Origin of the sequence: Bradyrhizobium sacchari (assembly GCF_002068095.1) — a bacterium.
Classification (GTDB): domain Bacteria; phylum Pseudomonadota; class Alphaproteobacteria; order Rhizobiales; family Xanthobacteraceae; genus Bradyrhizobium; species Bradyrhizobium sacchari.
Genome location: NZ_LWIG01000026.1, coordinates 509,456 through 528,989, shown reverse-complemented (window position 1 = coordinate 528,989; position 19,534 = coordinate 509,456). Strand labels below are relative to the sequence as shown.

At 64.1% G+C, this 19,534-nt stretch carries 18 protein-coding genes; 9 read left to right on the top strand and 9 right to left on the bottom strand.

What is annotated here, in order from left to right:
• Positions 1 to 60 precede the first annotated feature (60 nt).
• Entirely contained in the window at positions 61 to 1,143 is a 1,083-nt protein-coding gene (locus tag A5906_RS26530) for a substrate-binding domain-containing protein (protein ID WP_080138179.1), read from the bottom strand.
• Positions 1,144 to 1,256: 113 nt separating this feature from the next.
• Here A5906_RS26530 and A5906_RS26525 point away from each other — a divergent pair, with 113 nt between their 5' ends.
• Both A5906_RS26525 and A5906_RS26520 read left to right on the top strand, forming a co-directional pair.
• Positions 1,257 to 2,741 carry an aldehyde dehydrogenase family protein gene (locus tag A5906_RS26525; protein ID WP_080138286.1) on the top strand — a complete coding sequence of 495 codons (1,485 nt, stop codon included), beginning with the start codon at positions 1,257 to 1,259 and terminating at the stop codon, positions 2,739 to 2,741.
• A gap of 186 nt (positions 2,742 to 2,927) precedes the next feature.
• A complete protein-coding gene (locus A5906_RS26520) occupies positions 2,928 to 3,191 on the top strand; it encodes a hypothetical protein (RefSeq protein WP_080138285.1) in 264 nt (87 codons plus the stop codon).
• A 4-nt stretch (positions 3,192 to 3,195) separates the two neighbouring features.
• On the opposite strand, the gene A5906_RS26515 is transcribed toward A5906_RS26520, so the two are convergent.
• A complete protein-coding gene (locus A5906_RS26515) occupies positions 3,196 to 4,092 on the bottom strand; it encodes an alpha/beta hydrolase family protein (protein WP_080138178.1) in 897 nt (298 codons plus the stop codon).
• Between the two features lie 180 nt (positions 4,093 to 4,272).
• Between A5906_RS26515 and A5906_RS26510 the strand changes: the two genes are divergently transcribed.
• The 3 genes from A5906_RS26510 (at position 4,273) to A5906_RS26500 (ending at position 7,904) form a co-directional block, all read left to right on the top strand.
• Complete coding sequence (locus A5906_RS26510; RefSeq protein ID WP_080138177.1) at positions 4,273 to 5,661, top strand: class II 3-deoxy-7-phosphoheptulonate synthase; 1,389 nt, start codon at positions 4,273 to 4,275, stop codon at positions 5,659 to 5,661.
• Positions 5,662 to 5,665: 4 nt separating this feature from the next.
• Positions 5,666 to 6,019, top strand: a complete 354-nt coding sequence (locus A5906_RS26505) for a diacylglycerol kinase (RefSeq protein ID WP_080138176.1) — start codon at positions 5,666 to 5,668, stop codon at positions 6,017 to 6,019.
• A 127-nt stretch (positions 6,020 to 6,146) separates the two neighbouring features.
• On the top strand, positions 6,147 to 7,904 hold the full coding sequence (locus tag A5906_RS26500) for an NAD+ synthase (RefSeq protein ID WP_080138175.1): 1,758 nt from the start codon (positions 6,147 to 6,149) through the stop codon (positions 7,902 to 7,904).
• 24 nt (positions 7,905 to 7,928) lie between these two features.
• Here the strand turns inward: A5906_RS26500 and A5906_RS26495 are convergent, their stop codons facing one another.
• From A5906_RS26495 to A5906_RS26475, 5 genes are all read right to left on the bottom strand, one after another.
• Positions 7,929 to 8,321: a cytochrome C oxidase subunit IV family protein gene (locus tag A5906_RS26495; RefSeq protein ID WP_080138174.1), complete on the bottom strand. Its 393-nt coding sequence runs from the start codon at positions 8,319 to 8,321 to the stop codon at positions 7,929 to 7,931.
• Between the two features lie 9 nt (positions 8,322 to 8,330).
• The gene (locus A5906_RS26490) at positions 8,331 to 9,053 is read right to left on the bottom strand and encodes a heme-copper oxidase subunit III family protein (protein WP_080138173.1); all 723 of its coding nucleotides are present in this window, start codon (positions 9,051 to 9,053) and stop codon (positions 8,331 to 8,333) included.
• Positions 9,054 to 9,067: 14 nt separating this feature from the next.
• Positions 9,068 to 9,772: a cytochrome c oxidase subunit 3 gene (locus tag A5906_RS26485; protein ID WP_080138172.1), complete on the bottom strand. Its 705-nt coding sequence runs from the start codon at positions 9,770 to 9,772 to the stop codon at positions 9,068 to 9,070.
• On the bottom strand, positions 9,769 to 11,547 hold the full coding sequence (locus tag A5906_RS26480; RefSeq protein ID WP_080138284.1) for a cbb3-type cytochrome c oxidase subunit I: 1,779 nt from the start codon (positions 11,545 to 11,547) through the stop codon (positions 9,769 to 9,771). The genes A5906_RS26485 and A5906_RS26480 overlap by 4 nt, the downstream gene beginning before the upstream one ends.
• Positions 11,548 to 11,623: 76 nt before the next feature.
• Positions 11,624 to 12,457, bottom strand: a complete 834-nt coding sequence (locus tag A5906_RS26475; RefSeq protein WP_080138171.1) for a cytochrome c oxidase subunit II — start codon at positions 12,455 to 12,457, stop codon at positions 11,624 to 11,626.
• Between the two features lie 533 nt (positions 12,458 to 12,990).
• On the opposite strand from A5906_RS26475, the gene A5906_RS26470 reads away from it, so the two are divergent.
• The gene (locus A5906_RS26470; protein ID WP_080138170.1) at positions 12,991 to 13,899 is read left to right on the top strand and encodes a DUF2189 domain-containing protein; all 909 of its coding nucleotides are present in this window, start codon (positions 12,991 to 12,993) and stop codon (positions 13,897 to 13,899) included.
• Between the two features lie 55 nt (positions 13,900 to 13,954).
• Here A5906_RS26470 and A5906_RS26465 read toward each other — a convergent pair whose 3' ends face one another.
• Both A5906_RS26465 and A5906_RS26460 read right to left on the bottom strand, forming a co-directional pair.
• Complete coding sequence (locus A5906_RS26465) at positions 13,955 to 15,145, bottom strand: DUF2865 domain-containing protein (RefSeq protein ID WP_080138169.1); 1,191 nt, start codon at positions 15,143 to 15,145, stop codon at positions 13,955 to 13,957.
• Positions 15,146 to 15,275: 130 nt separating this feature from the next.
• On the bottom strand, positions 15,276 to 15,581 hold the full coding sequence (locus tag A5906_RS26460) for a hypothetical protein (protein ID WP_080138168.1): 306 nt from the start codon (positions 15,579 to 15,581) through the stop codon (positions 15,276 to 15,278).
• Positions 15,582 to 15,864: 283 nt separating this feature from the next.
• On the opposite strand from A5906_RS26460, the gene cysS reads away from it, so the two are divergent.
• The 3 genes from cysS to cimA all read left to right on the top strand — a co-directional run bounded on the left by cysS (position 15,865) and on the right by cimA (position 19,446).
• Positions 15,865 to 17,244, top strand: coding sequence for a cysteine--tRNA ligase (cysS, locus tag A5906_RS26455; protein WP_080138167.1), 1,380 nt, complete (start codon positions 15,865 to 15,867; stop codon positions 17,242 to 17,244).
• Between the two features lie 115 nt (positions 17,245 to 17,359).
• A complete protein-coding gene (locus tag A5906_RS26450; protein WP_080138166.1) occupies positions 17,360 to 17,851 on the top strand; it encodes a GNAT family N-acetyltransferase in 492 nt (163 codons plus the stop codon).
• Positions 17,848 to 19,446 (top strand): citramalate synthase, encoded by a 1,599-nt coding sequence (cimA, locus tag A5906_RS26445; protein WP_080138165.1) that lies wholly within the window; start codon positions 17,848 to 17,850, stop codon positions 19,444 to 19,446. The genes A5906_RS26450 and cimA overlap by 4 nt, the downstream gene beginning before the upstream one ends.
• Positions 19,447 to 19,534 lie beyond the last annotated feature (88 nt).

The following is a 19,534-nucleotide window of genomic DNA, read 5'->3' as shown; positions in this document are numbered from 1 at the left end:
TGAACTCTGCTTGATGACATTGCCACTCTTGCCCACCGCGGACAAGGTGAGCGCGCGCCATCACCGCACGGCGTGCAGCTCCAGGAACGCCTTCACGCCGGTGACGGTGCCGGTGTCCGACGGCACGTAGCCGGGGAGGGTGGCGACGGCGGCGCGAAAATCTGCGCTGCGGATGATCTCGAGGATGCGCTGCATCGGGGCGGTATCGAGGAAGGCGCGCTTGCAGACGAAGAAATAATCCTCGGTGAGGATGCGGATGAAGTCGAGGCCGAATTGTCGCGCGGCCGCCTCGACGCCGAAGCACGCATCGGCCATGCCGCTCGCGACATAGGCGGCGACTGCGGCATGGGTAAACTCGATCTGCTGTGCGCCGTTGATCCTGCTTTCGTCGATGCCGTTTGCTGCGAGCAGCTGGTCGAACAACAGGCGCGTGCCGGAATCATGGTCGCGGTTGACGAAGCGGACGTTCGGCTTGATGAGGTCGTGAAGCGAGGCGATCCGCAGCGGATTGCCGCGGGCGACCATCAGGCCCATCTCGCGCGTGACGAAGCTGATGATGCGATGCTCGCGCGGATCGAGCCATTCGCGCGCGGCCTTGATGCCTTGCGCGCGCAATGCGCCGTGCGGCAGATGCAGGCCGGAGAGGTCGCAGGCGCCTTGTGCCAGCGAGACCAGCGAATGCTGGTTGCTGACATAGCGCAGGTCGACGCCGATGCCGGGCTCGCGGTCGAGGAATTCGCGCAGTTTTGCCACCGCAAAGCCGTGGCTGGCGTGCACGCGGATCACGGAGGGGCGCTGTTCGAGGAACGGCTTGATCTCGCTGGCGAGCTCCTGAGCGAGGTTGTCGAGCTGCGGCCCGAGCCGCGCCTGCATGCGCTCGCCGGCCCAAACCAGCCGCTCGCCGAACGGCGTGAGTTTTGAGCCCTTGCCACGCTGGGTCTCGACCAGCGGCGTGCCGAAGAACTCAGACCATTGCTCGATCAGATTCCAGACATGCCGGTAGGACAAATGCGCGTCGCTGGCGGCGCTGGTGATCTTTCCGGTCTTCCGGATTTCGTTGAGCACGCCGAGCATGATGACGGCGGTGCGCGGGCTGCCCTCGCGGCGAAACCGCCAGACGGCCTCGATCTCGATCTGAAGCATTGGCCTACCTTATGAACTCGGATTCATATGTGCGGCGCCCATTTGCACATCATATCATATTTACTCCGGCCAATAGGCGCCTAGTCTGGTATACCAGAATAGGAGGAAATATGATGTCTGTTGCATATGACTTTGCGCATTCGCCGGCGACCGAGTTCATGGCCCGGCCACAGCATCTGCTCATCGACGGCCGCCGTGTCCCCGCGAGCTCCGGCCGCACCTTCAAATCCCTCAATCCCGCGACCGGCCAGATCATCGCCACCGTCGCCGAAGGCGGCGAGGCCGATGTCGAGCATGCGGTCGCCGCGGCACGCCGGGCTTTCGAAGGCCCGTGGCGGACGATCCGCGCCTCCGAGCGCGGCCAGATCCTGCTGCGCTGGGCAGATCTGCTCAAACGTAACGCCGAGGAAATCATCGAGCTCGAGTCGATCGACGCCGGCAAGCCGATCTCGGCGACGATGCGCCAGGACTTTCCCGCAGCCGTTGACACGCTGATCTATTACGCCGGCTGGGCCGACAAGATCAGCGGCGACGTCGTCCCGGTGCGCGACGATGCGCTGACCTACACGATGCGCGAGCCGGTCGGCGTGGTCGCGGCGATCGTGCCGTGGAATTTCCCGTTGATGATCGGGATGTGGAAGCTCGCTCCTGCGCTGGCCTGCGGCTGCACCATCGTGATGAAGCCGGCCGAGCTGACCTCGCTGTCGGCGCTGCGCATCGCCGAGCTCGCGCTCGAAGCCGGCCTGCCGGCGGGCGTGTTCAATGTCGTGACGGGGCCGGGACGCATCGTCGGCGACGCGCTGGTCAACCACCCCGACGTCGACAAGGTCACCTTCACCGGCTCGCCGGGCGTGGGCCGCGGAATCATGAAGGGCGCGGCGGGCAACTTCAAGCGCGTCTCGCTCGAGCTCGGCGGCAAGTCGGCCAACGTCATTTTCGACGACGCCGACCTGGAAGCCGCGAGCAAGGCTGCGGCCTCCGGCATCTTCTTCAATGCCGGCCAGGTCTGCTCGGCCGGCTCCCGCGTGCTGGTGCAGGAGAAGGCTTACGACGAAGTCGTGGAGAGGCTGGCAGCGCGCGCGAAATCGCTCAGAATCGGCGATCCGCTCGACCGCAAGACGGCGCTCGGGCCCGTCATCTCCGAGAAGCAGATGAAGTCGATCCTCGACTATGTCGATATCGGCCGGAAGGAGGGCGCGAGCCTCGTCACCGGCGGGACACGGGTTGGCGAGCGCGGCTACTTCATCAGCCCCGCGGTGTTTGCAGGCGTCGCGCACGAGATGCGGATCTCGCAGGAGGAAATCTTCGGCCCGGTCGTCAGCGTCATCAAGTTCAAGGACGAGGCCGATGCGCTGCGGATCGCCAACGGCACCGCCTACAGCCTCGCCGCCGGCGTCTGGAGCCGCGACATCGGCAAGCTGCAGCGCTTCGCCAAGCGGGCCCGCGCCGGCACGGTCTGGATGAACACCTACGGCTATACCGATGTCCGCCTGCCCTGGGGCGGCGAGCGCGACTCCGGGCTCGGCCGCGAGCACGGCACCGCCGCGCTCGACAATTTCACCGAGCCCAAGGCTGTCTGGATGAATCTGGCCGTCTGAGTACCTCCCGATCGGCCAATCCTGGGCCCGCCTGATCGTCCGGTCAGGCGGGCTCTTTTTCGGGATCGATAAAATCGTCTGCATTCGGCTCAGCGGCCGCAAACCCTCTCGACAAGAAGCAAGGCGCCTTAAACCAGAGCTTTGGAACCGGGATGCATCCTGCCCGCAAAAGGGCAGGGCATCATCATGTCAATCTTCAGGGAGATCGTCGTGGCGGTTGCGGGAGTGTACGCACTCCTGTTCGCCTGCGACGCAGTGTTCGGGGTCGGCGAGGCGCGCTTCGACGATGCCTATTACAGCGCCAGCTTCTACGCGCCACGGCCGAAGGAGTTTCGGTTCGCGAGCGACACGCCGCCGGCGGTCCGAGTCAGCGACGCGTTTGCGCAGTTCTCTGCGACCGACGCCAAGCCGAACAGGCGCTATTCGTCGCTGACGACGATCATCCGCTGACGCCTCACTCGCCCTGAATCCACTCCGCCACCCCGCGCCACAGCGTGTCGCGGTGCTCGGGGCGGAAGAAGCCGAAATGGCCGATGGCCTTGGCGCCGACGTCGGAGGGCTTCACCGTCAGCACCTCCGGCTTGATCGCGGTGAAGCCGCCCGTGAGCAGCTCGACCGCGGGCCGTGTCGCCCAGGGATCGTCGGCGAAGCACAGCGCGCGCAGCTCGCCCTTGAAGTTCGCGAAATTGTCCAGCGCCGGCAGCTTTGAATCGAACAGATAGCGCGGGCTCCGGACCCACTCGGCCCATTGCAGGAACACGCCCTTGGGCAGATCCTCGCCGATGCCGGCCCAGCCCGGTGCATAGCCGAGCGCGTGCGCGAGCGGAACGCCGATGAGGTTCATGAAGGCGAAGACGCGGTACTTCTCCGGCGAGGTCATCAGGCGCCAGGTCGCGGCCTGCGAGGCCACGAAGGCGGCACGGGAGATCTCGCTGTTGTTGGCGATCAGGCCGAGCGCCTGGCCGCCATAGGAATGGCCGACATAGGCAAGCGGCAGCGTGTTGTACCGCTCGCGCATCCAGCGTACCGCGGCGGTGACGTCGAGCGCGGCCCAGTCCGACATCGAGGCCTTGAACCCGACCAGCGATTTCGGCTGGTTGTAGCCGACCATCGCCGGCAGCCGGGAGTCGCCGATGCCGCGATAGTCGTAGGTCAGGACAGCGCAGCCGCGATGGGCGAGGTAGGAGGCAAAGCCCCGATATATCTTGCGTGGGACGGCGGTGGCCGAGTTGATGAGGACGGCGTGGCGCTTGGCGCCGCGCGGCAGGAACAGGGTGCCGGTCAACCCATACCCATCGGTCGCCGGTAAGCTGATCTCGTCGATGAAAACGTCGTCGCGTGCCGCGTCCATGGGCGGAAAGTGTCTTGCCGGTTTCCTCGTCACCCCTAGCAAATGCGAATTCGGCTTTCCCCGCAAGGGCTTGCAATGCGAAACGGATTTACAACTGGCGATGTCGTGCCAGCCTGTGTATAAGGCGGCCCTCGCAACCCCTAGATCAGGTTGTGCTTTTTGCTTCACGGAGAGATTGCGATGTCCGAGCGGTGGACGCCCGAGTCCTGGCGCAGCAAGCCGGTGCTACAGGTGCCCGATTATCCCGACGCCAAGGCCCTGGCCGACGTCGAGGCGCAGCTTGCGACCTTTCCGCCGCTGGTGTTCGCGGGCGAGGCGCGCAATCTGAAGAAGGCGCTGGGCCGTGTCGCGGCCGGCGAGGCCTTCCTGCTCCAGGGCGGCGACTGCGCCGAGAGCTTTGCCGAGCACGGCGCCAACAACATCCGCGACTTCTTCCGCGTGCTGCTGCAGATGGCGGTGGTGCTGACCTATGCCGGCGCCGTCCCCGTGGTGAAGGTCGGCCGCATCGCTGGACAATTTGCAAAACCGCGGTCGTCGCCGACCGAGAAGGTGAACGGCGTCGAGCTGCCGAGCTATCGCGGCGACATCGTCAACGACATCGCCTTCACCAAGGAAGCGCGCGTGCCGGATCCGCAGCGCCAGCTGATGGCCTATCGCCAGTCGGCCGCGACGCTGAACCTTCTCCGCGCCTTCGCCACCGGCGGCTACGCCAATCTCGGCAGCGTGCATCAATGGATGCTCGGCTTCCTCAAGGACTCACCGCAGTCCCGCCGCTACAAGGAGCTGGCCGACCGCATCTCGGACGCGCTCAACTTCATGCGCGCCTGCGGCCTTGATCTCGAGGCCCACCCCGAGCTCCGCGCGACCGACTTCTACACCAGCCACGAGGCGCTCTTGCTCGGCTACGAGCAGGCCATGACCCGCGTCGATTCCACCACCGGCGACTGGTACGCGACCTCGGGCCACATGATCTGGATCGGTGACCGCACCCGCCAGCTCGATCACGGCCATGTCGAATATTTCCGCGGCATCAAGAACCCGATCGGCCTGAAGTGCGGGCCGTCACTGAAGCCCGACGAGCTCCTGAAGCTGATCGACGTGCTCAACCCCGACAACGAGCCGGGCCGGCTGACGCTGATCGGCCGCTTCGGCTCCGACAAGATCGCCGAGCATCTGCCGAACATGATCCGCGCCGTGAAGCGCGAGGGCAAGGTGGTGGTCTGGTCGTGCGATCCGATGCACGGCAACACCATCACCTCCACCACGGGCTACAAGACGCGGCCGTTCGACCGCATCCTGTCCGAGGTGAAGTCGTTCTTCGCGATCCACGCGGCCGAAGGCACCCATGCCGGCGGCGTGCATCTGGAGATGACCGGCAAGGATGTCACCGAATGCCTCGGCGGCGCCCGCGCGATCACGGACGAGGATCTCAACGACCGCTACCACACGGTCTGTGATCCCCGCCTCAATGCCGAGCAATCCATCGACATGGCCTTCCTGGTCGCCGAGCTGCTGAAGCAGGAGCGTGCCGGCAAGACCAAGCCGATGCCGGTCGCAGCGGGGCTCTGAAACCTTGCTGCGAATCTGGAAGGCCACGATCAATTCCCGCAACGGTCTGGCTTTTGCGTTCCGCTCGGAACAGGCCGTTCGCGAGGAGATCTTTGCGCTTCTCGTGTCGCTGCCGTTGGCCTGGTTCATCGGCGCGACGGCGATGCGGGCGGTTGAACTGGTTTGTGCGGTCGCGTTCGTGCTGACGGTCGAGCTGCTCAACACCGCCATCGAGAAGCTCGCCGACCGCCTGACCTTGGATCACGACAAGCAGATCGGCCGCGTCAAGGACATGGGCTCGGCCGCCGTCGGCGTGGCGCTTTTGATGGCGGGCGCATTCTGGATCTTCGCCATCGTCGAGCGGTTGGGTTTCGTCTAAAGCACGATCTGATTTGGATGAATCGTCATCGCGCTTTAGGTCGTTGTTTACGCATGATGTTTTCGGAAAACCGCTTCGCACTTTTCCGGATCATGCTTTAGCCACGGGAAAACGGATAAGGGCGGCCATGACCGAACGTCTCAACGCATTCGCGGTCACGCTCGCCCAACTCAATCCGACCATGGGCGATATCGAGGGCAATGCCGCCAAGGTGCGCGCCGCGCGGGCGCAGGCCGCCGGCGACGGCGCCGATCTTGTGCTGTTTCCGGAATTGTTCATCGCCGGTTATCCGCCGGAAGATCTGGTACAGAAGCCGGCCTTCCAGGCCGCCTGCCGCGCCGCGATCGAGGCGCTCGCCCGCGAGACCGCGGACGGCGGGCCGGCCATGCTGGTCGGCACGCCCTGGGTCGAGGACGGCCGGCTCTACAATGCCTGCGCGCTGCTCGACGGCGGCCGCATCGCCGCGCTTCGCTTCAAGTGCAATCTGCCGAATTACGGCGTGTTCGACGAGAAGCGGCTGTTTTCGCGCGGTCCCGCGGCCGGCCCCGTCACGGTGCGCGGCGTCCGCATCGGCGTGCCGATCTGCGAGGACATCTGGCTGGAGGAATCCGAGGACTACGAGAACGTGGTCGAGACGCTGGCGGAGACCGGCGCCGAGATCATCCTGGTGCCGAACGGCTCGCCTTACGCCCGCGACAAGAACGACATTCGGCTGTCGGTCGCGGTGGCGCGCATCACCGAGAGCGGCTTGCCACTGGTCTATCTCAACCAGGTTTGCGGCCAGGACGAATTGGTGTTCGACGGCGCGTCTTTCGCGCTCAACGGCGATCTGTCGCTCGCGGCGCAACTGCCGGCGTTCGAGGAAAGCGTCACCACACTGCGCTTTACACGTAACGGCGACGACTGGCGCTGCACGGGGCCGATTGCGCAGCAACCCGAAGGCGACAAGGCCGACTACGCCGCCTGCGTGCTGGGCCTGCGCGACTATGTCGCCAAGAACGGCTTTCCCGGTGTGCTGCTCGGCATTTCCGGTGGCATCGATTCCGCGCTGTGCGCAGCGATCGCCGTGGACGCGCTCGGCGCCGACCAGGTGCATGGCGTGATGCTGCCCTATCGCTATACGGCGGCACACTCGATCGCCGACGCAGGCGAGCTCGCCGGCCATCTCGGCATCCGCTACGAAGTGTTGCCGATCGCGGAGGCCGTGAACGGCTTTGAGACGATCCTCTCGGGCATCTTCAAGAATCTGCCGCCTGACATCACCGAGGAAAACCTGCAGGCCCGCACCCGCGGCACGCTGCTGATGGCGATCTCCAACAAGACCGGGCTCATGGTGGTGACGACCGGCAACAAGTCGGAGATGTCGGTCGGCTACGCCACGCTCTACGGCGACATGAACGGCGGCTTCAACCCGATCAAGGATATCTACAAGACGCAGGTGTTTCGCCTGGCGGCGCTGCGCAATGGCTGGAAGCCGGATGGCGCGCTCGGGCCCGCGGGCGAGGTGATCCCGCCCGACATCATCACGCGTCCGCCGACGGCGGAGCTGCGCGAGAACCAGACCGATCAGGACTCGTTGCCGCCCTACGACGTGCTCGATGCCATCCTCGAGCGGCTTGTCGAGCGCGAGGAGCCGCTTGATCAGATCATCGCCGCCGGCTTCGACCGCGACACGGTCACCCGCATCGACCATCTGCTCAACGTCGCCGAATACAAGCGCCGCCAGGCCGCGCCCGGCGTGAAGGTGACACCCAGGAATTTCGGCCGTGACCGCCGCTATCCCATCACCAACCGTTTTCGCGACAAGGGCGAGGGGCTGCCCGCGCCGGACGAGGCGCTGGTCTCGCGCGGCAGCAAAGCGTCGATCGACGCGTTCGAGGGGTGAGCCCCGGCTTGAGCGACGGCGGAGCTATGACGGGCTTGCGAAAAACAGCACCCGCAGGAAGTGCGTGTATTCGGATTCGAGCACCATGATCGATACAAATACCAATACCGCGATCGGCGGCAGCAGGATGGCGTAGGCCAGGGCCAATCGTTCCCAGGCCATGTGCATGAAGACGGCGACGATCAGACCGGCCTTCAGCATCATGAACAGCAGGATCAACGACCACCTCAGATAGCCTTGCAGGCCAAAGTAGTCGACGAGATAGGAGCCCGTGCTGAGCACGAACAACCAGCCCCAGACCACGAGGTAGAGCTTGATCGGGTGCTGTTGCCCCTTGGTGTGAACGGCTTCCGTTGCGACTGCGCCATGCGCCGGGGCGTGGAGCTGTCCTTCCATGTGTACCGCCGCGTTTGTCATGCGCCGACCTCACCAAAGATAGAAGAATGCAAAGATGAAGACCCACACGAGATCGACGAAGTGCCAGTACAGGCCCATGATCTCGACGATCTCGTAATAGCCCTTGCGGCTTGTGAAAAAGCCACGCCTCTCGACATCGAAGTCTCCCCGCCAGACTTTTCGCGCGATGGCGATCAGGAAGATCACGCCGATCGTCACGTGAGTGCCGTGGAAACCCGTTATCATGAAAAAGCTCGAGCCAAACTGCGCCGCGCCCCATGGATTGCCCCAGGGCCGGACGCCTTCCCTGATCAGCTTGGTCCATTCGAATGCCTGCATTCCGACGAAGGTTGCGCCAAATGCCGCTGTGACCAGCATTAGAATTGCGGTTCTCACGCGATCGCGGCGGTAGCCGAAATTGACCGCCATCGCCATTGTTCCGCTGCTGCTGATCAGCACGAAGGTCATGATGGCAATCAGGATCAGGGGAATGTGTTTGCCCCCGATATTGAGGGCGAAGACCTCGCTGGGATTCGGCCACGGCACGGTCGTCGACATGCGCGCCGTCATGTAGGAGAGCAGGAAGCAACTGAAGATGAAGGTGTCGCTGAGGAGGAAGATCCACATCATGGCCTTGCCCCAGGACACGTTCTTGAAGGCGCGCTGGTCCGAGGCCCAATCGGCGGCGATGCCGCGCCAGCCTTCAAGCCGCGCAGTCGGTTGGCCAGAATTTGTCAGCACGGTCTCGGCCATCTGGTCTTGCCTCCCTAGCTCAGCAACCTGCGGCAGATGTCGACGAAATCATCGGTCCAGCCGGTGAGAAGCCCGAGCAGGACAAGCCAGACCAGCAGCATGAAGTGCCAGTAGATGGCGCATAGTTCCACGCTCAATCGCATCTCGGCGATCTCGGCGCCACGCCATACCTTGGCTGAGGTTCGGCCCAAGGCCACCAGACCGCCGGTCAAATGCAGTCCATGCACCGCGGTCAACAGGTAGAAGAAGGCATTCGCCGGATTGGACGCCACGAAATATCCGGCAGCCCCGAGCCGTTGCCAGGCCAGGAGCTGTCCGGCGAGGAAGATCACGGCAGATGCTCCGCCTGCGAGCAGACCGATCATGACGCTCTCGGTGTCCTGTCGCCGAGCAGCCACGTACGACCATTGCAGCGCCACACTGCTCACGACCAGGACGCCCGTGTTGACCCACAGCAGCCGCGGTACCGGCAGCGGCCGCCAGTCCACCACGCTCATGCGCATCGAGTAGGCGCTGATGAAGAGAACGAATAATGCGCTCGCGACAGCGAGGAACACGCCAAGTCCGACCTTCGCTGCCGGCCAGGTCATGGCATCGCCGCCGGGGAAGTCGCCGACCGCGCCTTCCTCCAGCCAGGGCTTGGCCATCAGCCGCTGCTGCGACAGCCACCATCCGGCGATCACCGCAAGCACAGCCAGGAACAGGATGATGGCGCTCACGAAGCAGCTCCCTGAACGAGCTGCGTCGCGCGCGGCGGCTGGTTCTGCGGAATGAAGTCCTCCGCGGCGCCGGGCACACTGTAATCGTAAGCCCAGCGGTACACGACCGGGAGCTCCTTGCCCCAGTTGCCGTGTCCTGGAGGCGTCTCCGGTGTCTGCCACTCCAGCGTCGTCGCCCGCCAGGGATTGCCGCCCGAGGCCTCACCCTTGAACAGGCTCCAGGCAAGATTGAACAGGAACACGATCTGGCTGAAGCCGACGGTCAAGGCCACCACGGAGATGAAGGCGTTCAGCGAATAGGCCGAGGAGGGGATGAAGGAGGTGTCCCCGAGTTCGAAATACCGGCGTGGAACCCCGAGCAGTCCAAGATAGTGCATCGGGAAGAAGATCAGGTAGGCGCCGAGGAAGGTGACCCAGAAGTGAAACTTGCCGAGGGTATCGTTGAGCATCCGCCCCGTGACCTTGGGGTACCAATGATAGATCGCGCCGAGCACGACCATGATCGGCGCCACGCCCATCACCATGTGAAAGTGCGCGACCACGAACATGGTATCCGAGAGGGGCACGTCCACGACGACGTTGCCGAGGAAGAGGCCGGTGAGCCCGCCGTTCACGAAGGTAATGATAAAGCCGAGTGCGAAGAGCATCGGCACCCTGAGATGAATGTCGCCGCGCCACAGGGTCAGCACCCAATTGTAGACCTTGATCGCGGTGGGAATGGCAATGATGAGCGTCGTGGTGGCGAAGAAGTATCCGAATTGCGGGAACATGCCGCTCACATACATGTGGTGCGCCCATACGATGAAGCTGAGGGCGCCGATGGCCACGATCGCCCAGACCATCATGCGGTAACCGAAGATGTTCTTGCGCGCATGCGTGCTGATCAGATCGGAGACGATGCCGAAGGCGGGCAGGGCGACGATGTAGACCTCGGGGTGTCCGAAGAACCAGAACAGATGCTGGAAGAGCAGCGGGCTGCCGCCGCCATACTTCGACAGCTGTCCCATCTCGACGAGCGAAGGCATGAAGAAGCTGGTTCCCAGGAGACGATCGAGCAGCAGCATGACCGAGGCAACGAAGAGTGCAGGGAATGCCAAGAGCGCCATCACGGTCGCCGTGAAGATCCCCCACACCGTCAGGGGCAGGCGCATCAACGTCATGCCGCGGGTGCGTGCCTGGAGCACCGTGACCACGTAGTTCAGCCCGCCCATGGTGAAGCCGATGATGAACAGGATCAGGGACGACATCATGAGAACGATGCCCCAATCCTGTCCGGGCGTTCCGGAGAGGATTGCCTGCGGCGGGTAGAGCGTCCAGCCGGCGCCGGTGGGGCCGCCGGGCACGAAGAATGTCGAGGCCAGCACCAGGACCGCGAGCAGGTAGACCCAGTAGCTCAGCATGTTCACATAAGGGAAGACCATGTCGCGGGCGCCGACCATCAGCGGGATCAGGTAGTTGCCGAAGCCGCCGAGGAACAATGCGGTGAGCAGATAGATCACCATGATCATGCCGTGCATGGTGATGAACTGGAGATACTGGTTGGCATCGATGAAAGAGAAGGTGCCGGGGAATCCCAGTTGCAGCCGCATCAGCCACGACAGCACCAGGGCCACCAGCCCGATGGCCGTCGCCGTCAGTGAATACTGAACGGCGATCACCTTGGCGTCCTGCGAGAAGACATACCGTGTCCACCAGCTCCTCGGATGATAGAGCTCGACGTCAGGTACTTCGGCAGGCGGGATGCCTTCGATCCCTTCATATGGAATATCGACCATAGAGACCTCCTCGGTCGTTTCCATCGGAAGCACGGCGTTGCCTCATGCACCCGATCTGTTTCGCGGCGGCAGCTTGCTACTTGCCGCCGGATTGGTACGTCGCCTTCACGACGGCTCTTGCCGGCGACAATTCCGCAAACGTCTTTTGTTGCTCCAGCCAGGCGTGATATTCGCGCTCTTCGTCGACGATGACCTTGGCCCGCATCTGATAATGAGCAGCGCCACAGAGCTCTGCGCAGAGAACGTCGAACGTCCCGGTTCGGATCGGCGTTATCCAGAAATAGGTCACCATGCCTGGGACCATGTCCATCTTGGCCCGGAATTCGGGCACGTAGAAATCGTGCAGGACGTCGACCGAGCGGAGAAGAACCTTGACCGGCTTTCCCACTTGAAGGTGCAGGTCCCCGTTCTCGATCACGACGTCGTCCTGCGCGTGTGCGTCGTCACGATTGAGCCCCATCGGATTGTCGGGAGCGATGTTGCGGACGTCGGATGTGCCCAACCGCCCATCCTTGCCCGGAAGGCGGAAGCTCCACTGCCATTGCTGGCCCATGACCTCGACCTCGGTGGCATCCGCAGGCACCGTCACGAACTGGTGCCAGACCACGAGGCCGGGCGCCAGCATGGCCGCGACGCCGACGCCGGTGCCGACGCTCAGCCACCATTCGAGCCTTTTGTTTTCCGGATTGTAGTCGGCCCGTCTTCCCTCTTTGTGGTGAAAGCGGAAGACGCAGTAAGCCATGAAGGCGATGACCGCCACGAAAACAAAGCCCGTGATCCAGAACGTGATGTTGATGGTGTGGTCGATGTAGGCCCAGTTCGTGGCGATCGGCGTCCACCACCACGGGCTGTAGATGTGAAACAGCACCGAGCCGATCGCGACCAGAAGCAGTATCAGTGCGACAGCCATCCTGATCCATCCTTGCCATCGAAGGCTACGGATACGAATCCAGGGCGGAGCTCATGTCTGTCGCGATGGCTGGCCTTTCTGGGTTGGCATTCATGCCATCGCCGGCCTTTTGCCTCGCCCATTCCACTGGTCGCGATATCGAGAGAACGCGCGCGACCATCAACTGTAAGGGCGTCTGTGTCTAAAATGATACCAGCCCAATCCGGCGTCAATAGAGCAATGTAGGTGCTCCGACATGGCGTGGTTGACCTTGCCCGGCCAGTCGACAACGCATCAGGCGCGCATGTCGGATGGCGGCGTCTTGGCGATGCAACGCACAAATCGACAATTCACCGAACCGTGAGTGCAGCCATGCCCCGCGCGCGCTAAGCTTGCGAAGCAGGTCGCGACGGGTTCCGTCCGGCCAGGCTCTGTTCGCTGAACCTGGGTTGCCGTACCCGACCCATCGCGTTTCCTGCTCCTCAGGCGGACACGCGTGGCTGAAAAGCGCGTGTTATCGAAAACCGCGATTTTCAGCACGGGAGGGTCCGTTCATGGCCACTCTGTACTCCCATAATATCATCAGGCGGCACGCGTTCGGCGAAGCGGCCTCCTATCCCATTCGCAAGATCGGCTTTTCCGACCTGACCGAGGCCTTGCGCCTGGGTTGGGAGGATTTCCAGGCGATGCCGAGCCACGCGATCATCGTCTGCGTGATTTATCCCGTTCTCGGTCTCGTCCTGTTCAGGATGGTTCTCGGCTATTCGGTGCTGCCGCTGCTGTTTCCGCTGGCCGCCGGCTTTGCCTTGGTCGGGCCCTTTGCCGCGATCGGTCTCTACGAACTCAGCCGGCGTCGCGAGCGTGGCGAGGAGGTCGATGCGTGGGATGCGATCAAGGTGCTGCGCGCACCGTCGTTCGGTGCCATGGTCGAACTCGGCGTGCTCCTGCTGGTCCTGTTCGGAGCCTGGATCGGTGTCGCGAACGCAATTTATGTCACGATCTTCGGTCACGCGGCGGCCGCGAGCATTCCCGACTTCGCAACGCGCGTCCTGACGACACCGGAAGGCTGGTCACTCATCCTCGTCGGTTGCGGTGTCGGCTTCCTGTTTGCGGTTGTGGCCTTGTGCGTCAGCGTCGTGTCGTTTCCGTTGATGCTCGACCGGCATGCGACTGCGATCGACGCGATCCGCACGTCGCTCCGGGCGGTAGGGACGAATCCGGTTGCGATGGCCGGATGGGGCCTCATCGTGGCGGCGCTGCTCGTGATCGGCTCGCTGCCGCTCTTCGTTGGTCTTGCTGTTGTTCTGCCGGTGCTCGGTCACGCCACCTGGCACCTCTATCGGCGGATGGTCGAGCCCAATCCGAATCCGCCAGACGAGCTGCCGCCGCCCCCGAAGGGAAAGCGCTACGCGGCGGACTTTCCGGCTAACCTCTTTCCCTGGAGTCGCGAGGGCGAGCAGTAACGGGGAGACGGCCGCGCCTGGCGGCCGCCATCGCAACGGCACGACGGGTTAGGGCCTACTTCTGCTGCTGCGGCAGGAAGGTGGGGCCGACCGAGCGGATCGGCTTGTTCTCCGAACTGGGCGCAGCCGTGCTGGTGTCCGCCGGCGGGGGCGCTGCCGGTGCGGTGGCCGTCGTCGGCGCGGACGCTGCGCCCTTCTTGGCATTATTGGCAGGCTGCGGCGCGCCCTTGTTGAGCCGCTGCTGCTGCATCTTCCTGGCGCTCTCCTCGGTGACGATGATGTCGCCCTGCTGCTCGACGGTCGCCTTGTCGTCGGCGGATTTGAGCGCGTCCGCCCAGGTTTGTCCCGCCGCCTTGCAGGAGCAGGACGGGTTGAACTCGCTGCGGAATTTGAACGCCGTCGGCAGCGCCGTGTACGGCTGGCCGCCGATGGAGACCGCCGAGTTCATGTCCTCGCCGGGATTGCGGTGGGTGTAGAGCACGGCTTCCGCGGCCGGGCACAGCGCCTTGCAGGTCTTCTCGTCGTCGGGAAAGCGCGCGGGCACGGTCGCAAAGGAGATCGGAAAATAGGCGCCGTCGCAGGTGCGCACGCATACGGTGCGGAAGGTGCCGGATTGCGGGCCGAGATCGGAAGGCGGCACGGCTTGCGGATTGTTGGGGTTGTTGCCGCCGAACAGATTGCTCAGGAAATTGCCGCCCTGCGACTGCGCGGCGTTGGCGTATTGCGGGCCGCAATTGTTCTGGGCGAGGGCCATCAGCACCGAGCGGCGCTGGTTGTCGCGCTCCGGGCCACCGGCGCCGCCGCGCAGGCGCTCGAGATTGCCGGTGATCTGGTCCAGATTGGCGCGCATCTGCTGGATCTGGGTGTTGACCGGGCCGCATTGCGCCTGCTGGCCGTTGAACAGCGAGAAGAAGCCCGAGGAGTCGCAGCCCATGCGCTTGGCCTGCATGGTGACGCGGTCGAGCTCGGCCTGCTGCTTGGCCTGGGAATCCTGATAGCGGCGAATCTGCTCGTCACGCGCGGGGTCGCCACCGCCGCCGCCACGATCGAGCGCGGCGAGCTGGCCTTCCAGCCGCGCGCACATCGGATTGGGGCCGAGCCCGTTCTGGCCGGGTTGAGGCGGCGGGCCGGGCGGACCGGCCTGCGCGAAAGCGCCATTGGCGAGCACGACGGTGCCGAGGAGCACGGTGCAGGCAAGGAGGGAGCGGGCACGGGAGGGAGACAAAAATTCAGGCATATCCGCCATTCTAGCGAGGTCGCGGCCCAGCGTGATGAGGGGGGCCGAAGCGCGCCCTCCAATAGCCGCTTCCTGCGGCATCGTCACGTCGTTTCAGGGGCCGAAGACCGGTCCTAAGGTCCGCCAGGTCCGAGGGAATTCAGCGCTGGCAGGTGATTGCGACATATTCGTCGCAATGGCCATGGGAGCAGTTTGCGCCGGTTTTGGGGACGGAGCCGGTAATTTCGTCGGGATCGACCCGGCGATAGCTTGATGCCCGGGCAAAATCCCGTGACTGGCAGTAGGTGCGCGCGACCTGGGCGCCGCATTTGTCGCCCTTGGCCAGACACTGGTCGACGCCGTAGCCGTCGGCCTGGTTGGCGATGATGAACACGCGGGTCTCGGCGAATGCGCCGGATGACGCGACAAGGTAGGCAAAGGAGACGAGCGCGAACAGGGATCGCATGGGGGTACCGGGGGCTGGAGACCGCCCGCTCTTAATAAACTCAAAAGGTTAAGGGGAATGGAACCATTGCGGCGGGCCGGCGGGCATTGCGGGGAGAAGACGGCATTTTCGTCGCTCCCTTGACGTCAGGGGCCCTCTTAGCCCATATGTTCCCGCATGAACGGTCTCCTCGCCATTTGCATCATTTGCGAGATTACGAGCTAGCGATTCGCTGGCTGGAGCCGTCTTTTCTCAAACACATTGAGAGCACTGGACGCCCGGCCAACAGCCGACAGGTGTCCTTATGGAATTGCGCCTTTACGATACGCTGACGAAGGAGAAACGCCCCTTCGTGCCGCTCGATGCGAAGAACGTCCGCATGTATGTCTGCGGACCGACCGTCTACGACTTCGCCCATATCGGCAATGCGCGGCCGGTGATCGTGTTCGACGTGCTGTTTCGGCTGCTGCGCCACACCTACGGCGAGGCGCACGTCAAATATGTCCGCAACATCACCGACGTCGACGACAAGATCAACGACCGCGCCGCGCGCGACTTTCCCGGCCTGCCGCTGAACGAGGCGATCCGGAAGGTCACCGAGCAGACCGGCAAGCAGTTTCACGCCGACGTGGACGCGCTCGGCGCGCTCAGGCCGAGCGTCGAGCCGCGCGCGACCGAGCATATCGGCGAGATGCGCGAGATCATCGAGAAGCTCGTCGCCGGCGGCTTTGCCTATGCCGCCGAGGACCACGTGCTGTTCTCGCCGCAGGCGATGAACGCGGCCAATGCCGGCCTGCCGCGCTACGGCGCGCTGTCCAATCGCTCGCTGGACGAGATGGTCGCCGGCGCCCGCGTCGATGTCGCGCCCTACAAGAAGGGCAACACCGACTTCGTCCTGTGGAAGCCGTCCAAACCCGGCGAGCCGTCATGGCCGTCGCCGGCCGGCATCGAGGCCGAGGGACGTCCGGGCTGGCACATCGAGTGCTCGGCCATGGCCTGGAAGCATCTCGGCGAATATTTCGACATCCATGGCGGCGGCATCGATCTCGTGTTTCCGCATCACGAGAACGAGGTCGCGCAGACCTGCTGTGCCTTCCATCAGGAACGCATGGCGAACTACTGGATGCACAACGGCTTCCTGCAGGTCGAGAGCGAGAAGATGTCGAAGAGCCTCGGCAACTTCATCACGATCCACGAGCTGCTCAAGGACTGGCCGGGCGAGGCGCTGCGCCTCAACATGCTGAAGACGCATTATCGTTCGCCGATCGACTGGACCATGAAGTCGCTGGAGGAGAGCGCCAGGACGCTCGACGACTGGTATCGCGTTGCGGCCGATGTCGCGCCCGGCAAGCCGGCCGTCTCCGTCGTCGAGCCGTTGCTCGACGACCTCAACACGCCGCTGGCGATCGCGGCGCTGCACGGCTTGCGTGGCGATGCTGCTGCGTTGTCGGGATCATTGCGGCTCCTCGGTTTCCTGTCCGAGAGCGCGGCGCAGTGGGAAGCGCGCAAGCAGCGGGCGAGCGGGGTCGATGCCGGGGAAGTCGAGCGCCTGCTTGCGGAGCGGACGGCTGCGCGTGCGCGGAAAGATTTCAAGGAATCCGACCGCATCCGCGATCTGCTCGCCGCGATGGGCGTTGCGATCAAGGACTCCAAGGACGGCACGACCTGGGAGGTCGCGCGATGAAGCGGCCCGACACGCCGTTCCCGCGGCACTGGCTCTATTACATCGCGCTGAAGATCCTGCTGCTCGGCGCCGCGGTGGCGATCGTGCTGAAACTCTATGGGATGTGGTGAGGACGATGGGACAGACTTTGCCGAAGCCCGCACTCAGGCCCTTCCTGCCCGATGACGTGCCGGTGCTTGCCGCGATCTTCACCGCCAGCATCGAGCAGCTGACCGGCGACGATTACAGCGAGGCGCAGCAGCAGGCCTGGATGGAGGCTGCGGAGGACGAGGAGTTCGGCAAGCGGCTGGCATCCGACCTGACGCTGATCGCGACGCTCGAGGGCTCGCCCGTCGGCTTCGCCTCGCTGCGCGGCGCCGATCACATCCGCATGCTCTACGTGCACCCGGCCGTGGCCGGGCAGGGCATCGCGACCATGCTGGTCGACGCGCTGGAAAAGCTCGCCGGCAGCCGCGGCGCCAAGAGCCTCTCGGTCGATGCCAGCGATACCGCCGAGGGCTTCTTCGCCAAGCGCGGCTACACCGCCCAGCAGCGCAACAGCGTCACTATCAACGACGAGTGGCTCGCCAACACCACCATGAAGAAGACGCTTGGAGCGGCACCATGAGCAAGCAGCGTCTCTATCTGTTCGATACCACGCTGCGCGACGGGGCGCAGACCAATGGGGTCGATTTCACGCTGGCCGACAAGCAGATCATCGCTTCGATGCTCGATGACCTCGGCATCGACTATGTCGAGGGCGGCTATCCCGGCGCCAACCCGCTCGACACCGAGTTCTTCGGCTCCAGGCCGAAGCTCAATCATGCCCGCTTCACCGCCTTCGGCATGACGCGGCGGGCAGGGCGCTCGGTTTCCAACGATCCCGGTGTCGCGGGCCTTCTGGAAGCAAAGGCCGATGCGATCTGTTTCGTGGCGAAGTCCTCGGCCTATCAGGTGCGCGTCGCGCTGGAGACGACCAAGGAGGAAAACCTCGCCTCGATCCGCGACAGCGTCGCCGCAGCAAAGGCGGCCGGCCGCGAGGTCATGCTCGACTGCGAGCATTTTTTCGACGGCTACAAGGAGGATTCGAGCTTCGCGTTGGCTTGCGCGAAAGCTGCCTATGAAGCGGGCGCACGCTGGGTGGTGCTGTGCGACACCAATGGCGGCACCATGCCTGATGAGGTCGAGGCCATCGTCGCCGAAGTGACGAAACACATCCCCGGCGATCACGTCGGCATCCACGCCCATAACGACACCGAGCAGGCGGTGGCCAATTCGCTCGCCGCGGTGCGCGCCGGCGCGCGGCAGATCCAGGGAACGCTGAACGGCCTCGGCGAGCGCTGCGGCAACGCCAATCTCTGCTCGCTGATCCCGACGCTGAAATTGAAGAAGGGCTTTGCCGATTTTTTCGAGATCGGCGTCACGTCAGAGAAGCTGGCGACGCTCGTCAAAGTCTCGCGCACGCTCGACGACATGCTCAACCGCGTGCCGAACCGGCATGCGGCCTATGTCGGCGAAAGCGCCTTCGTCACCAAGACCGGCATTCATGCCTCCGCCGTGCTGAAGGACCCGCAGACCTACGAGCATGTGCTGCCGGAGCTGGTCGGCAACCATCGCAAGGTGCTGGTGTCCGACCAGGCCGGCCGCTCCAACGTCATCGCCGAGCTTGACCGTGCCGGCATTGCCTATGAGAAGAGCGATCCGAAGCTCACGCGCCTCGTCGAGGAGCTCAAGGAGCGGGAGGCGGCCGGCTATGCCTATGAATCCGCTAACGCCTCGTTCGATCTCCTGGCGCGCCGCACGCTCGGCAAGGTGCCGCATTATTTCGAGGTCGAGCAGTTCGACGTCAATGTCGAGCAGCGCTACAATGCGCTCGGCGAGCGCGTCACGGTGGCGTTGGCCGTGGTCAAGGTCGACGTCGCCGGCGAGCATCTGATCTCGGCCGCGGAAGGCAATGGTCCCGTCAACGCGCTCGATGTCGCGCTGCGCAAGGACCTCGGCAAGTACCAGAAATACATCGAGGGCCTGACGCTGATCGACTATCGCGTGCGTATCCTGAACGGCGGCACCGGCGCGGTGACGCGCGTCTTGATCGAGAGCGAGGACGAGAACGGCGACCGCTGGACCACGGTCGGCGTGTCCCCGAACATCATCGACGCCTCGTTCCAGGCGCTGATGGATTCGGTGATCTACAAGCTCGTGAAATCGGGCGCGCCGGCTTAGGGTTTTGTCTCGTCATTCCGGGGCGATGCGAAGCATCGAACCCGGGACCTCGAGATTCCGGGTTCCCGCTTCGCGTGCCCCGGAATGA

Bases quoted from the DNA above. Each gene is read 5' to 3' on its own strand.
- A5906_RS26495 (WP_080138174.1), bottom strand. From the start codon at position 8,321: ATGACAAACGCGGCGGTACACATGGAAGGACAGCTCCACGCCCCGGCG.
- A5906_RS26520 (WP_080138285.1), top strand. From the start codon at position 2,928: ATGTCAATCTTCAGGGAGATCGTCGTGGCGGTTGCGGGAGTGTACGCA.
- A5906_RS26465 (WP_080138169.1), bottom strand. From the start codon at position 15,145: ATGGCGGATATGCCTGAATTTTTGTCTCCCTCCCGTGCCCGCTCCCTC.
- A5906_RS26500 (WP_080138175.1), top strand. From the start codon at position 6,147: ATGACCGAACGTCTCAACGCATTCGCGGTCACGCTCGCCCAACTCAAT.
- A5906_RS26525 (WP_080138286.1), top strand. From the start codon at position 1,257: ATGTCTGTTGCATATGACTTTGCGCATTCGCCGGCGACCGAGTTCATG.
- A5906_RS26515 (WP_080138178.1), bottom strand. From the start codon at position 4,092: ATGGACGCGGCACGCGACGACGTTTTCATCGACGAGATCAGCTTACCG.
- A5906_RS26530 (WP_080138179.1), bottom strand. From the start codon at position 1,143: ATGCTTCAGATCGAGATCGAGGCCGTCTGGCGGTTTCGCCGCGAGGGC.
- cimA (WP_080138165.1), top strand. From the start codon at position 17,848: ATGAGCAAGCAGCGTCTCTATCTGTTCGATACCACGCTGCGCGACGGG.
- A5906_RS26480 (WP_080138284.1), bottom strand. From the start codon at position 11,547: ATGGTCGATATTCCATATGAAGGGATCGAAGGCATCCCGCCTGCCGAA.
- A5906_RS26460 (WP_080138168.1), bottom strand. From the start codon at position 15,581: ATGCGATCCCTGTTCGCGCTCGTCTCCTTTGCCTACCTTGTCGCGTCA.
- A5906_RS26475 (WP_080138171.1), bottom strand. From the start codon at position 12,457: ATGGCTGTCGCACTGATACTGCTTCTGGTCGCGATCGGCTCGGTGCTG.
- A5906_RS26510 (WP_080138177.1), top strand. From the start codon at position 4,273: ATGTCCGAGCGGTGGACGCCCGAGTCCTGGCGCAGCAAGCCGGTGCTA.
- A5906_RS26470 (WP_080138170.1), top strand. From the start codon at position 12,991: ATGGCCACTCTGTACTCCCATAATATCATCAGGCGGCACGCGTTCGGC.
- A5906_RS26490 (WP_080138173.1), bottom strand. From the start codon at position 9,053: ATGGCCGAGACCGTGCTGACAAATTCTGGCCAACCGACTGCGCGGCTT.
- A5906_RS26450 (WP_080138166.1), top strand. From the start codon at position 17,360: ATGGGACAGACTTTGCCGAAGCCCGCACTCAGGCCCTTCCTGCCCGAT.
- cysS (WP_080138167.1), top strand. From the start codon at position 15,865: ATGGAATTGCGCCTTTACGATACGCTGACGAAGGAGAAACGCCCCTTC.